At 63.7% G+C, this 18,604-nt stretch carries 19 protein-coding genes; 15 read left to right on the top strand and 4 right to left on the bottom strand.

Annotation, left to right across the window (positions count from 1 at the left end):
• Nucleotides 1-96 precede the first annotated feature (96 nt).
• Both P8Y39_00730 and P8Y39_00725 read left to right on the top strand, forming a co-directional pair.
• Nucleotides 97-1,587 carry a hypothetical protein gene (locus P8Y39_00730; GenBank protein MEJ2190857.1) on the top strand — a complete coding sequence of 497 codons (1,491 nt, stop codon included), beginning with the start codon at nt 97-99 and terminating at the stop codon, nt 1,585-1,587.
• Nucleotides 1,588-1,600: 13 nt separating this feature from the next.
• Nucleotides 1,601-2,419, top strand: coding sequence for a cytochrome c (locus P8Y39_00725; GenBank protein ID MEJ2190856.1), 819 nt, complete (start codon nt 1,601-1,603; stop codon nt 2,417-2,419).
• A 98-nt stretch (nt 2,420-2,517) separates the two neighbouring features.
• Here P8Y39_00725 and P8Y39_00720 read toward each other — a convergent pair whose 3' ends face one another.
• Both P8Y39_00720 and P8Y39_00715 read right to left on the bottom strand, forming a co-directional pair.
• Entirely contained in the window at nt 2,518-3,057 is a 540-nt protein-coding gene (locus P8Y39_00720) for an NAD(P)H-binding protein (GenBank protein MEJ2190855.1), read from the bottom strand.
• Nucleotides 3,054-3,488, bottom strand: a complete 435-nt coding sequence (locus P8Y39_00715; GenBank protein MEJ2190854.1) for a metallopeptidase family protein — start codon at nt 3,486-3,488, stop codon at nt 3,054-3,056. The genes P8Y39_00720 and P8Y39_00715 overlap by 4 nt, the downstream gene beginning before the upstream one ends.
• A gap of 200 nt (nt 3,489-3,688) precedes the next feature.
• On the opposite strand from P8Y39_00715, the gene P8Y39_00710 reads away from it, so the two are divergent.
• From P8Y39_00710 to P8Y39_00655, 12 genes are all read left to right on the top strand, one after another.
• Nucleotides 3,689-4,687 (top strand): M56 family metallopeptidase, encoded by a 999-nt coding sequence (locus tag P8Y39_00710; protein MEJ2190853.1) that lies wholly within the window; start codon nt 3,689-3,691, stop codon nt 4,685-4,687.
• Between the two features lie 11 nt (nt 4,688-4,698).
• A complete protein-coding gene (locus P8Y39_00705) occupies nt 4,699-5,229 on the top strand; it encodes a hypothetical protein (protein ID MEJ2190852.1) in 531 nt (176 codons plus the stop codon).
• Nucleotides 5,230-5,371: 142 nt separating this feature from the next.
• On the top strand, nt 5,372-5,728 hold the full coding sequence (locus P8Y39_00700) for a hypothetical protein (protein MEJ2190851.1): 357 nt from the start codon (nt 5,372-5,374) through the stop codon (nt 5,726-5,728).
• A gap of 90 nt (nt 5,729-5,818) precedes the next feature.
• Nucleotides 5,819-6,217, top strand: a complete 399-nt coding sequence (locus P8Y39_00695; protein ID MEJ2190850.1) for a hypothetical protein — start codon at nt 5,819-5,821, stop codon at nt 6,215-6,217.
• 10 nt (nt 6,218-6,227) lie between these two features.
• On the top strand, nt 6,228-6,668 hold the full coding sequence (locus P8Y39_00690; GenBank protein ID MEJ2190849.1) for a cytochrome c3 family protein: 441 nt from the start codon (nt 6,228-6,230) through the stop codon (nt 6,666-6,668).
• A gap of 49 nt (nt 6,669-6,717) precedes the next feature.
• Nucleotides 6,718-7,662 carry a 4Fe-4S dicluster domain-containing protein gene (locus tag P8Y39_00685; protein ID MEJ2190848.1) on the top strand — a complete coding sequence of 315 codons (945 nt, stop codon included), beginning with the start codon at nt 6,718-6,720 and terminating at the stop codon, nt 7,660-7,662.
• Entirely contained in the window at nt 7,659-8,903 is a 1,245-nt protein-coding gene (nrfD, locus tag P8Y39_00680; protein ID MEJ2190847.1) for a polysulfide reductase NrfD, read from the top strand. The genes P8Y39_00685 and nrfD overlap by 4 nt, the downstream gene beginning before the upstream one ends.
• Before the next feature lie 119 nt (nt 8,904-9,022).
• Nucleotides 9,023-10,441 (top strand): cytochrome c3 family protein, encoded by a 1,419-nt coding sequence (locus P8Y39_00675; protein MEJ2190846.1) that lies wholly within the window; start codon nt 9,023-9,025, stop codon nt 10,439-10,441.
• 10 nt (nt 10,442-10,451) lie between these two features.
• Nucleotides 10,452-11,168: a cytochrome b/b6 domain-containing protein gene (locus P8Y39_00670; protein MEJ2190845.1), complete on the top strand. Its 717-nt coding sequence runs from the start codon at nt 10,452-10,454 to the stop codon at nt 11,166-11,168.
• 102 nt (nt 11,169-11,270) lie between these two features.
• On the top strand, nt 11,271-13,142 hold the full coding sequence (locus P8Y39_00665; GenBank protein ID MEJ2190844.1) for a HAMP domain-containing protein: 1,872 nt from the start codon (nt 11,271-11,273) through the stop codon (nt 13,140-13,142).
• Nucleotides 13,111-13,779 carry a response regulator transcription factor gene (locus P8Y39_00660; protein ID MEJ2190843.1) on the top strand — a complete coding sequence of 223 codons (669 nt, stop codon included), beginning with the start codon at nt 13,111-13,113 and terminating at the stop codon, nt 13,777-13,779. Before P8Y39_00665 ends, P8Y39_00660 begins: the two co-directional genes overlap by 32 nt.
• Nucleotides 13,780-13,892: 113 nt before the next feature.
• Nucleotides 13,893-15,773 carry an NAD(P)-binding protein gene (locus P8Y39_00655; protein MEJ2190842.1) on the top strand — a complete coding sequence of 627 codons (1,881 nt, stop codon included), beginning with the start codon at nt 13,893-13,895 and terminating at the stop codon, nt 15,771-15,773.
• Nucleotides 15,774-15,796: 23 nt separating this feature from the next.
• Here the strand turns inward: P8Y39_00655 and P8Y39_00650 are convergent, their stop codons facing one another.
• Together P8Y39_00650 and P8Y39_00645 are read right to left on the bottom strand one after the other, a co-directional pair.
• A complete protein-coding gene (locus P8Y39_00650; GenBank protein MEJ2190841.1) occupies nt 15,797-16,420 on the bottom strand; it encodes a fused MFS/spermidine synthase in 624 nt (207 codons plus the stop codon).
• Complete coding sequence (locus P8Y39_00645) at nt 16,417-17,415, bottom strand: fused MFS/spermidine synthase (GenBank protein MEJ2190840.1); 999 nt, start codon at nt 17,413-17,415, stop codon at nt 16,417-16,419. The genes P8Y39_00650 and P8Y39_00645 overlap by 4 nt, the downstream gene beginning before the upstream one ends.
• Nucleotides 17,416-17,748: 333 nt before the next feature.
• On the opposite strand from P8Y39_00645, the gene P8Y39_00640 reads away from it, so the two are divergent.
• Entirely contained in the window at nt 17,749-18,600 is an 852-nt protein-coding gene (locus tag P8Y39_00640) for an MBL fold metallo-hydrolase (protein MEJ2190839.1), read from the top strand.
• The last annotated feature ends 4 nt before the right edge of the window (nt 18,601-18,604 follow it).

Genomic DNA, 18,604 nt, shown 5'->3' with positions numbered 1-18,604 from the left:
TTGATAGGTAAATGAAATGCAGCCGGACTGTGCTTGAATTTTCCCGGGTTTCACGGAAAACGGACTCTGGTCCGCCGATAACGGGAGGTTTTGCCGATGGAAAAGACACGCACCGGGGTTTGCGGGTGGGTGGCGTTTGCCTCTCTGCTGGCTGCCTTTTCGTTGTCCCTGTGCCTGCTGGACGTGAGGGATGCCGACGCCATACCGGCCTTTGGCCGGAAGTACAACCTGACGTGCAACGCCTGCCATACGCGGGAGCCCAGGTTGAACCCCTTCGGCCAGAGGTTCCAGGAAAACGGCTACCAGATGCCCGCTACCGAGGAGGGCGGCAGAACGCTCAAGGAGCTTTTGGGCGGCCCCGTGGGCGGCGCCACCCTCGGCCAGGTCACCAACTTTACCGCCGTGAGGCTGCGCGCCGAGGTCAGAAAGGCCGGGTTCAGGGAGACCGAGGACGACAAGCAGGAGGACTTCGACGTCGTGTTTCCCAAGATTATAAACCTCTTCTTTGCCGGCACGGCGGCCAGGAACATCAGCTTCTTCATCGAGGGGGAGTTCAACGCCGAGGAGGAAGGAAGCGGCCTGGGCTTCGAGCGGGTATTCCTCGTATTCGACAACCTGGGCGGCTACCAGCTTGCGAATTTCAAGATAGGAAACTTCGACCCGTCGGCGTTTTACTCGTTCCCCACGCACCGCCAGCAGCTGGACCCCATACCGCCCGATGCGGAGACCGATGTTTTTCCCCCGGAAATAAAGCGCATCCCCATGCTTCCCTTCGCGTTTTCAAGCAAGATGTACGGGCTGACCACCGGACCGGCAAGGGAGGGGGTCGAGGGGTTCGCCATACTCCCCTTCGAGCCCTTCCTGTTCGACGTGCCCGCAAGCAAAGGGGCGACGGTCTACGGGAGGCCCTTCGGCCCGTCCTTCCTCTACCAGGTGGGCGTGGCGCAGGGGGACACCGCCGAGGACTCGCAGGACACCCGGTGGGATATCTACGGCATGCTCCGGTACGACATCGTGGGCCCTTTCTCCGACGTGCAGGTCTCCGGGTTCTACTACCACGCCCAGGACGCGGCCCGGCCCACCCTTAATCCATCGGGTAGTGCGACGGGGCCTTTCGTCTATGCGGAGCCCGTGGACTGGGACCGCTTCGGCGTCGCGGCAAGATGGCACTACAAGTACCTGGACATCTACGGCACCGGCATCTGGGACTGGATAGGCGACGTCCGGTTTGCAGGCGCGCCGGGCAGCCTTTCCAAATGGGACGAGGACGCCTTCGGCCTCAGCGTGGAGGCCGACTGGCTGGTGAACCGCCAGTGGCTCCTGGGCGCCCGGTACGATTTCATGGACCCCGGCGGCCTCGCGGAGCTGCCGCCCGCGCTTCAGCAGGGGGGGCCGAAGGTGAACCAAGACGCCTCGTTCCTGGGCGTGCTGGCCAAGTTCTACCCGGTGCCCAACATCGGACTTTACGCGCGGTCTCATTTCAACCTTGCGGGCTCCAAGAAGCTGCCGCCCGGGCTCGGGAGTGCGGAGAGCCCGGCGAGGAACCTCCAATACATCGCGTCCGTCGGCGTCGACATGGCGTTTTAACGGAGGACAGGCCATGATACGGACAAAGCTCATTTCCATTCTTACGGCAGCCTTGGCGGGGCTTTCCGTCCTGTTGGCGGTTCCGGGCCGCACGGAGGCAGCCCAGGAGCTGCCGATTCCGGTGGCGCAGTATTCGAAGAGGCCGCCCGTAAACGAAACCACGCGCGCCCAAGGCAAGGCCATGTATGACAGGTCCTGCGCCCTGTGCCACGGGGTCAAGGGAGAGGGCGACGGCCCGGCTGCGGTCTACCTCGCGCGGGATTTCGCCCCTCGCCCGCGCGTCTTTGCCGACGGGGTGTTCAAGTTCCGGTCCACGCCGAGCGGAGAGCTCCCGACGGACGAAGACCTGTTTCGGACGGTGACGGCTGGCGTGCGGGGATTCATGCCTCCCTTCACGGGGCTCGGCGTGGCCGACCGCTGGAAAATCATTTACTTTGTCAAAGGTTTCTTCCCGGGCTTTGAAAACGCGAATCCACAACCTGTCCCGATTGTGGGATATCCCAAGCCCATGACGCCCGCCAGCGCCCAGAGGGGATACCAGGTCTACCAGAAATTGCAGTGCTTCGCGTGCCACGGCGGCGGGGGGCGGGGAGACGGCGGTTCGGCGCCCACGCTCAGGGACGACTGGGGATTCCTCATAGCCCCGGCGGACCTGACCAGGCCGGCTTCGTTCAAAAACGGCGACCGCCCGGAGGATATCTACAGGACCCTGGTGACGGGCATGAACGGCTCCCCGATGCCTTCGTATGAAGCCTTCTTCGAGGGAAACGAGAGGGACCTCTGGGACCTCGTCAACTACATCCTGTCCCTCTCTCAGGAGCGGCGCCCCTGAGCGGGAAACCCGCGACTCTCCAAACAGGGCCAGGCGCCCGCCCCGCCTCATGCGTCCGAGGCTCGTCTGTATTGTGGCCCCCGTTCCGCACGATGCGTTTAACCAGTTATGGTGGGCGCCTGGCGCAGAAACTCGTCGCTTTGCATCTGCCGCAGCATGAAATCGGCGACATCGGCCCGGGAGACCTTCGGAAACGGGCCGGGTTTCAGGCGCGTTCCCGTCCTGTACGACCCCGTTTCGGGACCGTCCGTCAGCCTGACCGGGCGAACGATTACCCACTGCAGTCCGCTCTCCCTTACCGCTGCTTCCATCGCCTCCTTGTCCTTCATCCTCGGGGCGATTAAAATCCACAGGAGCCGCGCATAAAGCCCCCGCTTTCTCGTCTCTCCGGCGCCGAACGCGGACTGAACGACGAGACGTTTCACGCCGTGCCTCTTCATGGCGGAGATTATGTTCCCGGTCCCGTCGGCACAGATGGTCTTGGGAGAGCCCTTGCTTAAACCCAGTGCCGAGAGGACCGCGTCCCGGCCCTTCACCGCCGCCTCGACCTCGGCGGGATGGAGGACATCTCCCTGGACCACGGAGAGGTTGTCGTGCGCGATTCGGAGCCTGGCCGGATTCCGCACGAACGCGGTCACCGCGTGCCCCCTCTCGAGCCCCTGCCCTCGTCGTTGTCCACGCCGAGCGAGAAGCGCACCGCGCAATGAGCCTCCTCCTCGGTGAGACCGAAGTAATGTCCCACCTCGTGCATGAGGGTCCAGCGGACCTCCTGCACAAGCTCCTCCTCGCTCTGGGAGAACGCCTCGATGTTCTTCTGATAGAGGACCACTCTGGCGGGGAGGACGGGAGGCAGGTCGAAGAAGCCTCCCCGGTGGGGATGGGGAACGCCCTCGAAAAGCCCCAGAAGCCCCTCCCGCGGGACACCCGCACGCCGCGCTTCTTCCCGGGTGGGGTAATCGCTGACCTCCACGATGATGTTTTCGAAATGCCGCTTGAACTCTTCGGGGAGGCTCCGGAGGGCCTCCTCCACCAGGGCTTCGAACCTCTCCCTCGCCACTCGATATGCCATCGGGTACTCTCAAGGCCCCCTTTGTCTTATTGTATCATCCCGGGCCGGGGTGTTCCGGGGGCTTCTCCATAACGCCGGCATCGGGCTTTGCGCTTTCCCGCGGCCGTCCTTTCTTCTTCCCCGCGCCGGTTATCTGCTATTATTAAACGGTCCCGGCCGGGGGGTGCGCGGTCCCGTCCCTCGCAGTTGAGACCCGTGGAATGGATATTTCCTATTTTTTCGATACCGCCATAGGCTCCTACATTGTGCAGGCTTTCGTGCACTCGCTTGTGGCCGCGCTTCTGGTGGAAAGCTCCATCGGGGCGTGGGGGACGAGGAGCCCGGCCTGGCAGCTGAGGCTGCGCCTGGTGGCCATCCTGTTTCCGGTCTTCTCCTACCCGCTTTACCAGCTCCTGAACCCGGCGCGGGGCTCCCTTTCGTTCAGGCTGGGGGCGCTCCTGGACACCCGGCGGTGGCTGGACCTTGAGCCCTGGGGGCTTTTTCCCCTCGGCGTCCTCTTCGTCCTCCTTCTTTTGGGCACCGTCGCCCTCTTCGCCTTCCAGGAGCTTGTGCCCGTCCTGAGGGGCGCCCTCAAGACGGGCCGGGGCGGCGGGGAAGGGGAGGCGGGCGAGGAGGCCGGGGACGACGCCGGCCTGGAGGCGGCCCTGGCGGGTCTTCCCTTCCCGGCCCCGGAGATGGAAGTCATCGATGACGAGGACCTCGTGCTTTTCTCGTCCACGGGGAGAAAGCCCGCCGTCTTTGTATCCACCGGCCTCGTGGAGAGCCTCTCCAGGGAGGAGCTGCAGGCCGCCGTCGCCCATGAGACGGCCCACATAGCAAGGAGCAGGCGGCCCCTGCTTCTTGTGGCCTTCGTTTTCCGGGTCCTCATGTTCTTCAATCCCGTTGTGCTCCTGGAGTTCCGGAAAATGGTGGAGGACGAGGAGAAGGTCTGCGACGACGAGGCCGTCCGGATGACCGGGAACCCCGGCGCCCTGGCCTCCACGCTGGAGGCGTTCCTCCGGGAGGAGGAAACGCCCCTGTCCGAGGATGGCACAATCGGGGCCAACGTGAGCCACATGACGCACGCTGCGGTCCTCAGGGAACGGATTGCCCGCCTGCGGGGGGAGGAGGCGGCCGGCAATCCTCGCGGGGAAGGGAGTTGGGCGCAGGTGGTGCTCACGCTGGCGGCGGCGGGCGCCGTGTGCTACTTTATCGTTTAAGCGGAGGGTCGATGAAAAAGGCCGTGACAGGGTTTTTCGCCTTCCTCGTGCTGGTCGCCCTGGTCGTTGCGCTCCTGAGGCTCATGAACTGGCTGCCCGTGCTCCTGCACGAGGAGAGCCTGCGGCGGTACGAGAGCCTGGAGGCCGTGCGCACCTCGCTTCACCTGGAGGACCTTCACGTGCCTTCCTACTTCCCGGAGAGCTTCCGCTGGCCGCCCGCCCGCATCCTGGCCCAGGGCGAGCCCTTCGTGGCGGTGGCCATGGAGTTCGCCGAGGCGGACACCGGCAAGATAGGCCTGCTCCTCACCCAGGTGGCCGAGGGCGGGCATCCCCTGGATGTCGAGGCCATCAGGCTCCAGAGGGTGCGCGAGGAGGTCCCCTACGACCTCAAGGGCCGGAGGGCCACGCTCAGGGTGGGCGATTGCGCCTCCGGCGGCACCTGCAGCAGCCTTTCCTGGAAGGAGGGGGGCTACACCTTTCGGCTGGTCATGGCCGGACCCCCCTTCGAGCTCATCCGGATGGCCTCGAGCATGGTGGACTGAGCCCTTTCCTTCCATTGCCTCGAATTTACTGATTTTTTCCTTGTTCTCTCGGATTTTTTTCCCTCCGTTGTACGAACTTCTTCCGATATACATCGCCCCTCCGCATTGGTGAAAATGGAATCAGGGAAAGGAGGTGATGACGATGCTCCGGTACAAAGGAGGCCATAAGGTGAAGAAAGGCACGTACTGGGATTTCTCCAACGGCCGCTGGCAGGACCTGCGTGAGGACGGCATGCTTCCCGGCGGCGAGGATACCACGTACTACAGGGTCCCCACGGTCCTGCTGCTTCTGGTGGGGCCGATTGTGGGGCTTGCGTACGTGATTGTCCTTCCCTTCCTGGCCATCGCAACGGTGGCATCCCTGGCCGCTGCGCATGCGGTCAAGGGCTTGGCCGGCCTCGCGGGAAGGAGCTTCTCTTTCGACTGGAGGACCTCGGAGGCGTACCTTTCGGGCAGGAAGAAAAAGAAAAGGAAGAAGGAGTCGAAGAAGGATGAATAAACAGCGGGAAAAAACCCGGGACAGGGCTCCGGCCGAGGCGGGAGTGCTTACCGGAGGTCCTGTCCCCCAGCAAAGGGAAAGGAGGAAGCGATGAACACCCTGTTTGATTTCCTCACCCACGTCAAGGCGGTGGAGTATATCCTGGCCATCAGCGCAATAGCCGGGTTTATTCTCCTCTGGGAACTCCTCAAGCCGCGTCCGTTCCAGGGCCTGGCCCAGGCCACCCGGGAGGATGCGCAGTACATCAGGTCCACCGGGTACCGGGAGACCATGAGGAGCGTCGGACGGATGGTGTCCGCACCCTTCATCGGTCTTTTGTACGTGACCCTTCTGCCCCTGACCTTCGTCGCCGCCATCGCCATCGCGGTCGTCAACGGCCTGGGCAGGCTCCTGGGCGCGGGCTCGTCCTACGGGTGGAGCCCCGTGGAGGCGTACTTCACCGGCCGCAAGAAGAATGCCCGCGAGGGCAAGGGCGGACGGGAGAGCTAAGGAGGGTCCCATGGCGAAGATGACGGCTACAGTGTTTCTGGCGGCTGTTGTTCTCCTGCCCGCCTGGCTCGCCCGGGCCGGGCAGGGGGGACCTCCCCCCGGGGCCATCGTGCTGGACAGCCTGGTGGACAGGTATCAGGCGGTGCGGTTCGACCACCCCATGCACGTCATGTTGGCCGGCGAGTGCGCAAAGTGCCACCACACGCACCCCACGGCCGCATCCACCTGCAACGGCTGCCATGACGTTGCCCCGGAGCAGTTCAGGCAGACGGCCAAGGCGGCCTTCCTCCCCTGTGGAAGCTGCCACGGGAAGGCCGGGGGCGCGTCGGTGGAGGTCCCTTCCCTGAAGGTGGCCTACCACCGGGCTTGCTTCTCGTGTCACCGGGACATGGGCGTGCTGGGAGCCCCCGAGAACTGCGCCCTTACGTGCCACAACCGTACCCATCGGTAGAGGAGGCCGGAGGTGTTTCATGGGAAAAACACCAGATGAAAAGAAAAGGATGAAGAAAGACAAGGGAAAGGGCCGCTCCCGGGGCCTCAGCAGGCGGGCCTTCCTGGGCTCCATGGCCCTGGCCGGAGGAACGGCCGTTCTGGGACACCCGAAGAAGGCCGGGGGCTCGGAGAACTTCACCGGCTACCCCGGAAGCTACGGCATGCTCACCGACCTGAGCCTCTGCGTGGGCTGCCGGAGCTGCGAGAAGGCCTGCAACGAGGCCAACGACCTGCCGGAGCCCGAGACGCCCTTCACCGACTCGTCGGTGTTCGACGAGGAGAGGAGGACCACCCCCGGGGTCTATACCGTGGTCAACCGCTACGAGACGCCCGGGGGAAAGGTTGTTTACAGAAAGATACAGTGCAACCACTGCATGGAGCCGGCCTGCGCCTCGGCCTGCCCCATTCATGCGTACACCAAAACCCCGGAGGGTCCGGTCCACTACAACGAGGACCTCTGCTTCGGCTGCCGCTACTGCATGATCGCCTGCCCCTTCTACGTGCCCACATATGATTACGAGAGCGCCCTAGAGCCGAAGGTGGAAAAGTGCATAATGTGCCTGGGCCGGATAAGGGACGGGCTCAAGCCCGCCTGCGCGGCGGCCTGCCCCATGGGGGCGGTGACCTTCGGCAGGCGCGACGACCTTCTGAAGCTGGCCCGGCAGAGAATTCTCCGGAGCCCGGATACGTACGTCGACCACATATACGGAGAAAAAGAGGCCGGCGGCCTGAACTGGCTGTACCTGTCCCCCGTTCCCTTCGAACAGGTCGGATTTCCGAAGGACGTCCCGATGCAACCTCCCATTTCCTACGCCAAGGGGTTCCTCGCGGCCGTGCCCTCGGTCTTCGTGATATGGCCGGCCTTCTTCGGGATGCTGTATGCCGCCGTCCGCCACCGTGAGAACCACGAGACGGAGAAGGAAGGGGCCGGCAGCGAGGAGGTGAGAAAATGAACGGTGAGGCCGAATACGCCCTGAAGAAGACTGACTTTCGCTCCTGGTTCATGGGCAAGCTCCTCATGGGGATGTCCTGGCCGGAGTACATGCGCTCCCTGGTGACGCCGTTCAACGTCGTGGCCGGCGCTGTCCTGGCCGTGGGCCTCCCGGTCATCGCCGTGCGGTTCCTCTTCGGCCTGGAGAGCGTGACCCACGCATCGTACGAGTACCCGTGGGGGCTGCTGCTGGGATGGGGCCTCTTCGGAGGGGTGCCCCTCTCGGCCACGGGCTTCGTCATGGCCACCATGTATTACATTTTCGGGTTCAAGGCCTACAAGCCTCTGGTGCGGCTGGGGGTGCTGACGGGGTTCATGGGATACCTGTTCGCCGTCCTGTACCTCCTGGTGGACCTGGGAAGGCCGTGGCGCATCTACTATCCCATGGTGGTGCAGTTCGGCACCGCCTCGGTCCTTTTCCTGGTGGCCTGGCATGTCGCCACCTACCTGACCGTGCAGTTCCTTGAGTTCAGCACCACCATCCTTGAGTGGCTCAGGGCCAGGAGGGTCCGCCTCTGGGCGGTCAGGATTACCATAGCCATGACCATCGCGGGCATCATCCTCTCCACGCTGCACCAGTCGGCTCTGGGGGCGATGTTCCTGCTTGCGCCGGGCAAGCTGCACCCGCTGTGGTACAGCTCCTACATCCCGCAACTGTTCCTGATATCCAGTGTCTACGCCGCCCTCGCGATGGTCATCGCGGTCAGCACCCTGGTGGCCAGGTATCTGAGGGGTGCGACGGACGAGACCTACCGGGGCAACCTGGACAGGCTGACCCTGGGGCTCGGCAAGGGCGCCGTCGCGGCCATGTATGTCTACTTCGCCATGAAGCTGGTGGCCGTGGCCCATGCGGACCTCTGGGGCGCGCTTTTGACGCCGTACGGCTACTGGTATCTCCTGGAGATACTGGGGTTCGTCCTCGCACCGGCCCTGGTGCTGACCTACGGCGTAAAGGCCGCAAGCGCCCTGGCGGTGCGGTTCGGGGCCTTCTGGGCCGTCATGGGCATCCTCGTCAACCGGCTGAATGTCTCCATCGTTGCCTTCAACTGGAACCTGCCCCACCATATCGAGCACATCGTGCCCCCCTGGACGGAGGTCGCCATCGTGGGTGCGCTGCTGACGCTGCACATACTGATATTCCGCTGGATAGTCAACCGGATGCCCGTCGTCCGGGAAGAGCCGGAGTACAAGGAGGCCCACTGAATGCCGCTCCTCCGGAGGATAGGACACGCGAAGCTTCTCCGGGGGAGGCCTGCTGGCTCCACGAGAAAGCCCCCCGGGGCCTCGCCGAGGCCCCGGGGGTTATTCCGGGGAAGGTGACCATGGGGCCATTCGCATGGATAGGGTTTTTTCTTTTCTTAGAGGGGGCCCTTCTGGGGTTTCTCGCCCCGGAGGCCCGGGCAGCCGACCTCTCCAGGGAAGTCACGGGCTGCCTCCAGTGCCACGGGAAACGGGGCATAGTCATGACCTTCGGCGACGGCGGGAGGCGCGAGGCCCACGTCAGCGCCGAGGATTTCCGGAAATCGGTGCACCGCGAGCTGGGCTGCAGCGGCTGCCACGAGGGTTTCGGGCCGGGCGTGCACCCTCGCAGGAGCTTCAGGAGCGAGCGGCTCTTCAGGACGCGGACGCTCCGCGTCTGCCGGCGGTGCCATCCCGCAGAAGAGCTGCGGAAGAGTCCCGCCCACGCTCTCCTCATCGCCCGGGAAAAGGAGGCGGGCGAGCCGGTCCTCTGCTCCGACTGCCACGGGGCCCATGGCATCACGGTGGTGGCCCAGGGGAGGAAATTCGAAAGCGAGGAGCAGTACTGCATGGGCTGCCACGACAAGGACATGTCCCTGGCCGTGGGCGCCCAGACGGTCTCCCTCGAGGTGAGCCTTGAGGACATCCACGGCTCCGTGCACGGCAACCTCTCGTGCTCGGACTGCCATTTCGGCTTCTCGGCCGAAAGCCACCCGGAGCGAAGCTTCACCTCCGGGAGGGATTTCACCATAGCGAACTCCGAGACCTGCCGGAGGTGCCACTTCGACAAATACGCGAAGACCCTGAAGAGCATACATTACGTCACTCTCTGCGAAGGGAAGCTGGGGTCCCCGGTGTGCGTGGACTGCCACGGCTCCCACGCGGTGCGGCATGCGGCACGGGACAGGGTGTCCAGCGCCTGGAAATGCCGGGGCTGCCACCCGAAGACCTTTAAGACCTATGCCCGGAGCGTGCACGGCGCGGCGCTTTTCAACGAGCAGAACACCGACGTGCCGGTCTGCATGGACTGCCACCAGATACACAGCGTCAACAAGCCCGAGCACGAGAAGGTCCCCGACATGTGCAGCAACTGCCACGCCGACCCCGCGGTGGTGAAGAAATACGGCCTTTCCACGGAGGTCCTGAAGACCTATCTCTCGGACTTCCACGGGGTCACGCTGTCCTTTTACAGGGAGCAGAAGGGGCCCTCGCGGCCGGTGGCCGTCTGCACCGACTGCCATGGCTACCACGACATAACCAGCACCACGGGGCCGGACGCCAATGTCCTGAAGGAGCGGCTGGTGAAAAGCTGCCGGCAGTGCCACTCCGGAGCGACCAGCGATTTCCCCGATGCCTGGCTCTCGCATTACGTGCCGAGCCTCTCCCATGCGCCCGGGGTCTATCTCGTGAACCTGGCCTTCAAGATATTCCTTCCCGTCCTGGTGGTCGGCCTTGTCTTGCAGATACTGCTTCACCTGTGGCGGGTGGTCTCGAACCGATAAGGAGGTGCCCATGCAGACCAGGGGAGACAAGGTGCGGAGGTTCAGCCCCTACCGGGTGGGCGAGCACTGGGTGCACATGGTGGCCATCATCGTGCTCGTGGTGACAGGGCTTGCGCAGAGGTTTTACTACGTGGAGGCCTCGCGGTGGGTCGTCGAATCCCTGGGAGGCATAGATTACGTGAGGCTCATCCACAGGTACGTGGGGGCCTCCTACGCCGCCCTGATGGCGGTGCATGTGCTGGCGGCAGCCCTGGGGCTTTCGCTCTTCAGGTGGGAGCCCACCATGCTCATCAGCAGGAAGGACTTCCGCGACGCGGTGCAGAACATAAAATATTATGTGGGCGCCGAGGACAGGCCCGCCCGCTGCGGGCGCTACACCTACCAGCAGAAGCTGGAGTACTGGGGTATCGTCACCATGGCGGTGGTCATGATAGCGACGGGATTTGTGCTCTGGTTCCCCATCCAGGCAACCCACTATCTGCCCGGAGAGGGCATACCCGTGGCCAAGGCCCTGCACAGCAACGCGGCCATGCTCATTTTCATCCTCGTTGCGGTCTGGCACGGATACAACTCCATTTTCAGCCCCGACGTCTTCCCCCTGGACAAGAGCATCTTTACGGGCTACATTTCAAGGGAGCGCATGCGGCGGGAGCATCCCCTGGAGCTCGACGCCCTTCAAGGGCGGGAGGAGGACGTCCCGGCCGGGGAAGGGGAGGGGTTCGTATAATCCTCTCAAGCGGGAATTTATAGATTTTATAAACACATAGGTTTATAATAAAAGTATCCAGGAGGTGCAGGCCGGCGGCCGATCAGGGCCGGCGGCCATGGGATGCAGAAGAGGATACTTTTTTTCATCCTTGTCAGCTTGGCCGTCATACAGGTGAGCCTCGGGGTCATAAGCCACCTCATAGCGAACAATATCATCCACTCCTTCATGCAAAGCCGCCTCATGCTGACCACCATCCTGGGCAAGGACGTGGAGTACGTCCTGGAGCGCAACCTCACGAGGCTTCAGGACATTTCCCTGAGCGGGAGCGTCGACCTGGACGACGGCGACTGGGCGCCCGAGAGAAGGGCCCTCAGGCGCGCCTACGAGTACTCCATCTTCACCGACGGCGTGTTCCTCCTGGACCTGCAGGGAAACATCGTCCTGTCCTACCCCCACAGGTTCGCTTCCGGCACCAACCTTCTGAGCATCCCGTACGTCAACAGGGCCATGGCGGAGCAGAGGCCGCTCATATCCGACGTCTACACCCTCCAGACCACGGGCAAGAAGGTCATTTTCGGCCTGGTCCCCCTCAAGGACCACTCCGGCAGTCTCATCGGGCTGGCCGGCGGGGAGATAAACCCCGCAAGCTACATGTTTACCCGTATCATCGGCTCCACGCCCTCCACCGAGGGCACCTGCATCGAGCTCATAGACAGCCACGGCATGATCATCTCGAGCAACGACCCCACGCGCATACTGACCGGCGTGGACCATAACCTCTACCTGAGAAACCTCATCGAGAAAGGCGCCTCCACGGTGACCCGCTGCCACCGCTGCCACGAGGGAGCCCAGGGCCAAAGCGAGGGGCGCACCGAGGACGTCCTTGCCTTCGCCTCGCTGGGGCTGGCCCCCTGGGGCATATCGGTCAGGGAGCCCCAGTCGGTGGTCTACGCCAACCTGAGCAGGCTTCACAGGATACTGGGAATCCTGAGCGTGGTCTATCTGTTTACGGGCGTGCTCCTGGCGGTGGGCCTGAGCCGGAGCATCGTGCGGCCGGTCCAGGCGCTGACCGGGGCGGCCCGCAGGATAGGACGGGGCAACCTGGATGAGCCGGTTGAGGTGAGAAGCGATGACGAGATAGGCGCCCTGGCCGGCAGCGTGGAGCGCATGCGGCTCCGGCTGAAGGACTCCCTGGACAGGCTCCGGCAACACAGCGACGAGCTGGAAAGGCGCGTGGAGGAGCGCACCCGGGAGCTCATGAAGAGGAGGAAGCAGCTCGCCAGCCTCCTCAGGCAGTCCATGGTGACACAGGAGGAGGAGAGGAAGCGCATCGCCCGGGAGCTGCACGACGAGACCAGCCAGACGGTCACCGCCCTGGGGATGTCTCTGGAGATGGCCCTGCTGTCCCTGGAGGAAGGCAAGCTCACCCCGGATATGCTCCGCCACCAGATTACCCGGGTGGAGCAGCTCCTGGACGGCATCAAGCGCGTGATAAAGGACCTGAGGCCGCCGGTGCTGGACGACCTGGGGCTTGAGTCCGCCATCCGCTGGATGCTGGACAGGAGCCTCGGGACAAAGGGCATTCCCTATACCTTGCGCTCCTCCGGCGACTTTGCCGAAAGCGGGGCCTTCGACATGGACGAGAGGAGCCAGCTCATGGTCTTCCGCATCGTGCAGGAGGCCATCATCAACATAGACAGGCACGCCGGGGCCACCCGGGTGGAGGTCGACCTTTTCAGGGAGGACGCCGACCTGGTCATCAACGTCGAGGACGACGGGGTGGGCTTTGACGAGGAGCTCGTCTACAGGTCCGGCGGTTCGGAGGGCTACGGCCTTCTGGGCATGAAGGAGCGGGTGCTGCTTCTGGGAGGCAGGATGTGCCTGCGCTCCCGGTACCTCGAGGGAGGGCGGGGCACGCGCATACGGGTGAACATTCCGCTGGAGTTTCTGCGGGGAGGCAATGGACAGACGGACCCGGATAGTCATCGTTGACGACCATGCCATGGTGCGGGAGGGCATCGCCCTCATCCTGAGCATGTACGAGGACGTGGAGGTCGTGGGCGAGGCCGCCGACGGCAAGGAGGCCATCGAGAAGGTCAACGAGCTTTTCCCCGACGTGGTGGTCATGGACATCGCCATGCCCGGCATCGGGGGCCTGGAGGCCACGGCCGAGATACTCAAGAAGCACCCCGGGGTGCGGGTGCTGGTCCTGAGCCAGTACGACGACAAGGAGTACGTCTCGCGGTTCCTCAAGGCCGGCGTTTCGGGGTACATCCTGAAGAAGGCCGTGGGCGGGGAGCTCATCAACGCCATCCGCGGGGTCAGGGACGGCGGGTTCTATCTTTCGCCTTCCATCGCCTCCGCGGTGGTGGACGGCTACCTGGGCAAGGGGCCTCCGAAGGTGGAAGACCCCCTGGAGAAGATAACCCTGAGGGAGCGGGAGATCATCAAGCTCATCGCCGAGGGGAAGAGCTACAAGGAGATAGCGAGCTTCCTGGACATCAGCGTGAAGACCGTGGTCACCCATCACACGCACATCGCCGAGAAGTTGAACACCCACTCGCGCGCCGAGCTCATCAAGTTCGCCATCCAGAAGGGCATCATAAGGCTGGACTCGCCCGACAATTGAGGCCCCTCGGGCACTGCGCGGACCGGCCTCTCACACCCGCCGCTCGGACACCCGAACCCGTCCCGCCTCGGCTCTTCACAAAGAGCGAACCTTGTACTATCATGGGAGGAGCGATGAAGCGGACGCGCAAGGCGAAAGCGGGCATCACCCGGCGGGATTTCCTGAACGCGGTCCTCCTGGGCACGGGGGCCTCGCTTCTGCGCCTGCCGGCCCCGGGGAGGCTCCTGGCGGCCGTGCTTCCCCGGACGGGGTGTGGGGGCCTCGGGGATTATGCCACCTCTCACGGCAACACGCGGCAGGTGATGCAGGTGCTGGAGGCCATCACCAAGGGTGCGGCCCCTTCCTCCTCCGCCGACCTGGTGGACACCGGCGAGGCCTTCGACCTCGTGATTGCCGGCGGAGGGCTCTCGGGACTTTCCGCCGCCCATGAGTTCAAGAAAAAGGCGCCCCGGGGGGCGCGGTGCCTCATCCTGGAGAACCACCCCATCTTCGGAGGGGTGGCCAAGCGCAACGAGTTCGTCGTAAACGGCGTGCGCCTCATTGCCCCCCAGGGGTCGAACTCCTTTGGCGTCCTTACGCCGGGAATCCCCGGCTACGAGATATACGACGAGCTAGGCGTCCCGCGGCACTTCACGTACCAGGACCTGCAGGTGCGGGGAAAGGACCTGGATTTCGACAGGACCAACTTCGGCTACAGGATATGGTTTACCTCGAAGAGCATCGGGTATTTCTTCGGCGGCCAGGGCCGGGGGACCGGGCACTGGGTGGGCGGCATCTGGGAGAACGCCTTCAAGGGCACTCCCTATCCCGAGGCGGTCCGCCGGGACTTCCTCAGGTGGAGAAACTCCAAGGAGCGCTTCTACACGGGAGAGCACTACGAGCGGTGGCTCGACGGCATGACCTATGAGCAGTACCTGCAAAAGGTCATGGGCCTTTCCCCGGAGGTTCCCCGCTTCGCCCATCCCATACTGGCCAGCACCGTGGGGCTGGGGTGCGACGTCATATCGGCATACGCCGCCCACCAGGTTTACATGCCCGGTTTCCCCAATTTCAGGGGGCACAGGAGCCTCAAGACGAACCACTGGGACTCCTTCCCCGGGGGCAACGACGGGTTCTCCCGTTTCTTCATCAAGGCCCTCATCCCCGAGGCCATCGAAGGGAAGAAAAAGTTTGAGGACATACAGAACCGCCCCGTGCGCTGGGCGGCCCTTGACAAGCCGGACAACCGCGTGCGCTTCCGGGCCGGGGCCTCGGTGCTCCGCGTGCAGCACGAGGGGGACCCGGCGAAGTCCGAGCATGTCCTGGTCACCTATCTCAGGGACGGGAAGGCCTTCCGCCTGAAGGCCGGGGCGGTGGTGGCGGCCACGGGAAGCTACAGCGCCAGGAGGATAGTGCAGGGGCTTCCCGCGGGGCATCGGGACGCCTTCGCGCAGATGACCTTCGCCCCCATGCTCATCGTCAACGTGGCGCTGACCAACTGGCGATTTCTCTACCACTTGGGCTACACCGCCTGCCGCTGGTTCGAGGGGTTCGGCTTCTCCTGCAATATCAGGCGGCCCATGGTGGTGGGCGAGTACAGTCCCCCGCTTCACCCCGACAAGCCCATCGTGCTCACCTTCTATGTTTCCTTCCAGCGGCCCGGGCTCCCCGTCGCGGAGCAGGTGGAGCGGGGAAGAAAGGAGCTCCTGGAGACGAGCTACGCCCGGTACGAGGAGCGCATCCTCTCGCACCTCAGCCGGCTCTTCGGCCCCGCGGGGTTCAACCCGGAGACCGACGTTGCCGGCATCATCCTGAACCGCTGGCTCTATGGGTACGTAGTCCCTCAGCCGGGTTTCTACTTCGGGACGGGGGACCGTCCCGCGCCCCCGGAGGTCATCCGGGAGCCCTTCGGGCGCATCTCCTTCGGCCACGCCGATTTGAACGGCCACCAGCACTGGGTGGCCGCCACGCAGGAGGGGCGGCGCGCCGCGGACCAGGCGCTGAGCGTCCTCTGACGCGTGCTCCGGGGAGTTTGGGCTTACGGGCGTTCGCCTTGGGGAGGCGGACTGTCGGGCTCGGCGACCGGGCAGCTCAGCTTCATGAAAATAAGGGGAATGGTGATGGCCAGCAGGACCACTCCCTGTCCCATGATGAGCCTGGTCACCCCGGCCACGGTGATGAGATAAAACGACGTAAACAGCGTGCCCACGATGCTCCCGAAGGTAGAAAGGGCGTAGAGGGTTCCCACGGTGCTGCCCGAGGTGTGGAGGCTGCAGAGCATGAGCTTGGCCGTATAGGGGCTCACCATGCCCAGGAGCACGGCGGGGGGGAAGAACAGGATGAGGGAGGCCAGAAGGGGGCTCAGCCGGATGCCCAGGTCCTTCACGAATATCCAGTCCGCAACGGCCGTCCCGTACAGGGGGAAGGCCAGGAACATGCCTGCCGGAACGAGGATGATGACCCCCAGCTTCTTCGTCGAGGGCCGGACGTCGGCCACCTTGCCTCCGAGATAGTACCCGCAGGACAGCCCGCCCAGAAAGACGCTTATCAGGCTCCCCCAGACGAACACCGAGCTTCCGAAGTCCGGCGCGAGCACCCGGCTTCCCAGTATCTCGTAGGACATGACCAGCGCCCCGCAGACGAAGACCACGAATTTTATCACCGTGCTTTTCTCCCGCCCTTATTTTCCTCCACTCCCATGTATCTGTAAAGGTTCACCGGGGCGAAGTCGTCGGTGAGAAGCGGAGTGTCCGGCGGCATCTTGAAAAACGTGTAATATCCGTAGTAGTCGTTGAGGGAGGGCAGGTCGAAGTCGAAGCTCTTCTCCCCCTCAAGCTGGCGGGCCCTCGCCCGTATGTCCTCGGCTTTCTTCTTCCTGCCGTAGGCCGGGGCGATAAAAATGTTGTTTTCCGAATGCAGGGCCTTATAAATGTAAAGGTGGGGGAAGACCTCGACGTAGGTCTTTATCATGGCGTAGAAGTACTTGTTCCTCCGCTCCGAGACGATGTTGGAGGCCACCACCCCGTCGTCGGCCAGGATGCGCCTGACCTCCTTGAGAAATTCCACCGTGGTCAGGTGGAAGGGGATGTAGTCCGTCTGGTAGGCGTCGAGGAAGACCATGTCGTACTTTTCCCGGGAGCGCTTGATGAAGCGGCGGCCGTCCATTATGTGCACCTTCATCCGCTCGTCCTCGCGGAAGGAAAAATACTTCTTGGCTATCTTGAAAATCTCCGGGTCTATCTCCACGACGTCCACCTTCGCCTGGGGATAGTACCGGTGAAACCAGCGGGGCATGGACCCCGCACCGAGCCCGACAAAGAGGACCTTCTTGGGGGTCCTGTCGAGGAAGGCAAGGGCGATGAAGGACAGGCGGGTGTACTCAAAGAGCAGGGCGTCGGGGTGTTTGAGGGACGTGCCTCCCTGCATGTAATCACGTTTGGAGTTATAGATGTACCGCTCCTGTTTCTGGAGGTCATCGGCAACGACAAGGTATTGGTAGAGGCTGTTCTTCGTATAAAGGACGCGCTCCTCTGCCCTGTCGCCTTTCCGGGCAGCGTGCGCCTCGGAGGTCGGGAGGGCCGGAGCCAGGAGCGGGATGGCAAGGAGCAAGGCGAAGAATGCGCCCTTCAAGGCACGTCGGCCGCGATTGGTAAGCACGCCTGAACCCTCCATCTAAAATTATTATAAATCGAAGGCTTGTGCGAGGGCAACATCCAGGTGCCTCCGGTGCTCTCTCGTTTCATGGGCAAAGCCCAAAGTGCTTGAATAGATGGATGATTATCTTGGTCAGAGGGGGGCTTCGGTGCGGTGTCTGCCGGGTGAGGGATGCCGGCGCCCTTCCGCACGGGGCACAGGGTCTTCGTCCCGCCTTCTTGATTTCGGGCATGACGGGTTCTTATAGTACGCGGTAACGGCGCTGGAGGTGCCGGGCATTAACCGGGAAGGGCGGGGAATTCCGGGGGCGACGGTTCACGCCCCCGGGGATAGGACATGGCGGAGGCTTTGCGGATAGGGGACTTCGAGCTTCGCTGGCTTGAGGGCGGGGTGTTCGAGCTTGACGGCGGAACCATGTTCGGCGTGGTGCCCAAGGTGCTCTGGGCGAAGAAACTCCCGCCCGTGGAGGACAACTACATCCGGCTTCCGAACGCGCCGGTCCTCGTCAAGACCCCCTCGGCCCTCGTCCTGGTGGACACGGGGCTTGGCAACAAGCTCACGGAGAAACAGAAGAGGATATACCGGGTGACAAAGGAATGGGACGTCCCCGGGTCGCTCGCGGCCCTGGGGCTTGCCCCCGGGGACGTCACCCACGTCGTCCTCACCCACCTGGATTTCGACCATGCCGGCGGGGTCGTGCTCAAGAGGGACGGCAGGCGGGAGCTCGCCTTTCCCCGTGCCCGGCACATCGTGCAGCGGGCCGAATGGGAAGACGCCGCGAGCCCGAACAGGCGCGCTGCCGGCTCCTACTGGGCCGCGAACTTCGAGGGCCTCGTGCAGGGCGTCAACCTCCGTCTCGTCGACGGCGAGCACACCGTTTGCGAGGGCGTCACGGTGCACCCTACGGGCGGGCACACCCGGGGGCATCAGGTCGTAAGGGTGGCCTCCGGAGGACAGACGGCTCTTCACCTGGCCGACCTCCTTCCCACCCACCTGCACTTCAATCCCCTCTGGGTGATGGCCTATGACAACTTCCCCCTGGATGCCATCGCCCGGAAGGAGGAGCTGGAGAGAAAGGGCGTGGAGGAAGGCGCCTGGTTTACCTTCTACCACGACCCTTTCCTTGCCGCCTGCACCTTCGACGAGAAGGGAAACGCCGTGAGGAAAATCGAGATGGACCGAACGTAGTTTC

It is taken from the genome of Nitrospirota bacterium, assembly GCA_037386965.1.
Classification (GTDB): domain Bacteria; phylum Nitrospirota; class Thermodesulfovibrionia; order Thermodesulfovibrionales; family JdFR-86; genus JARRLN01.
The sequence above is the reverse complement of the archived record's forward strand: the minus strand, read 5'-3'. Positions and strand labels throughout refer to the sequence as shown.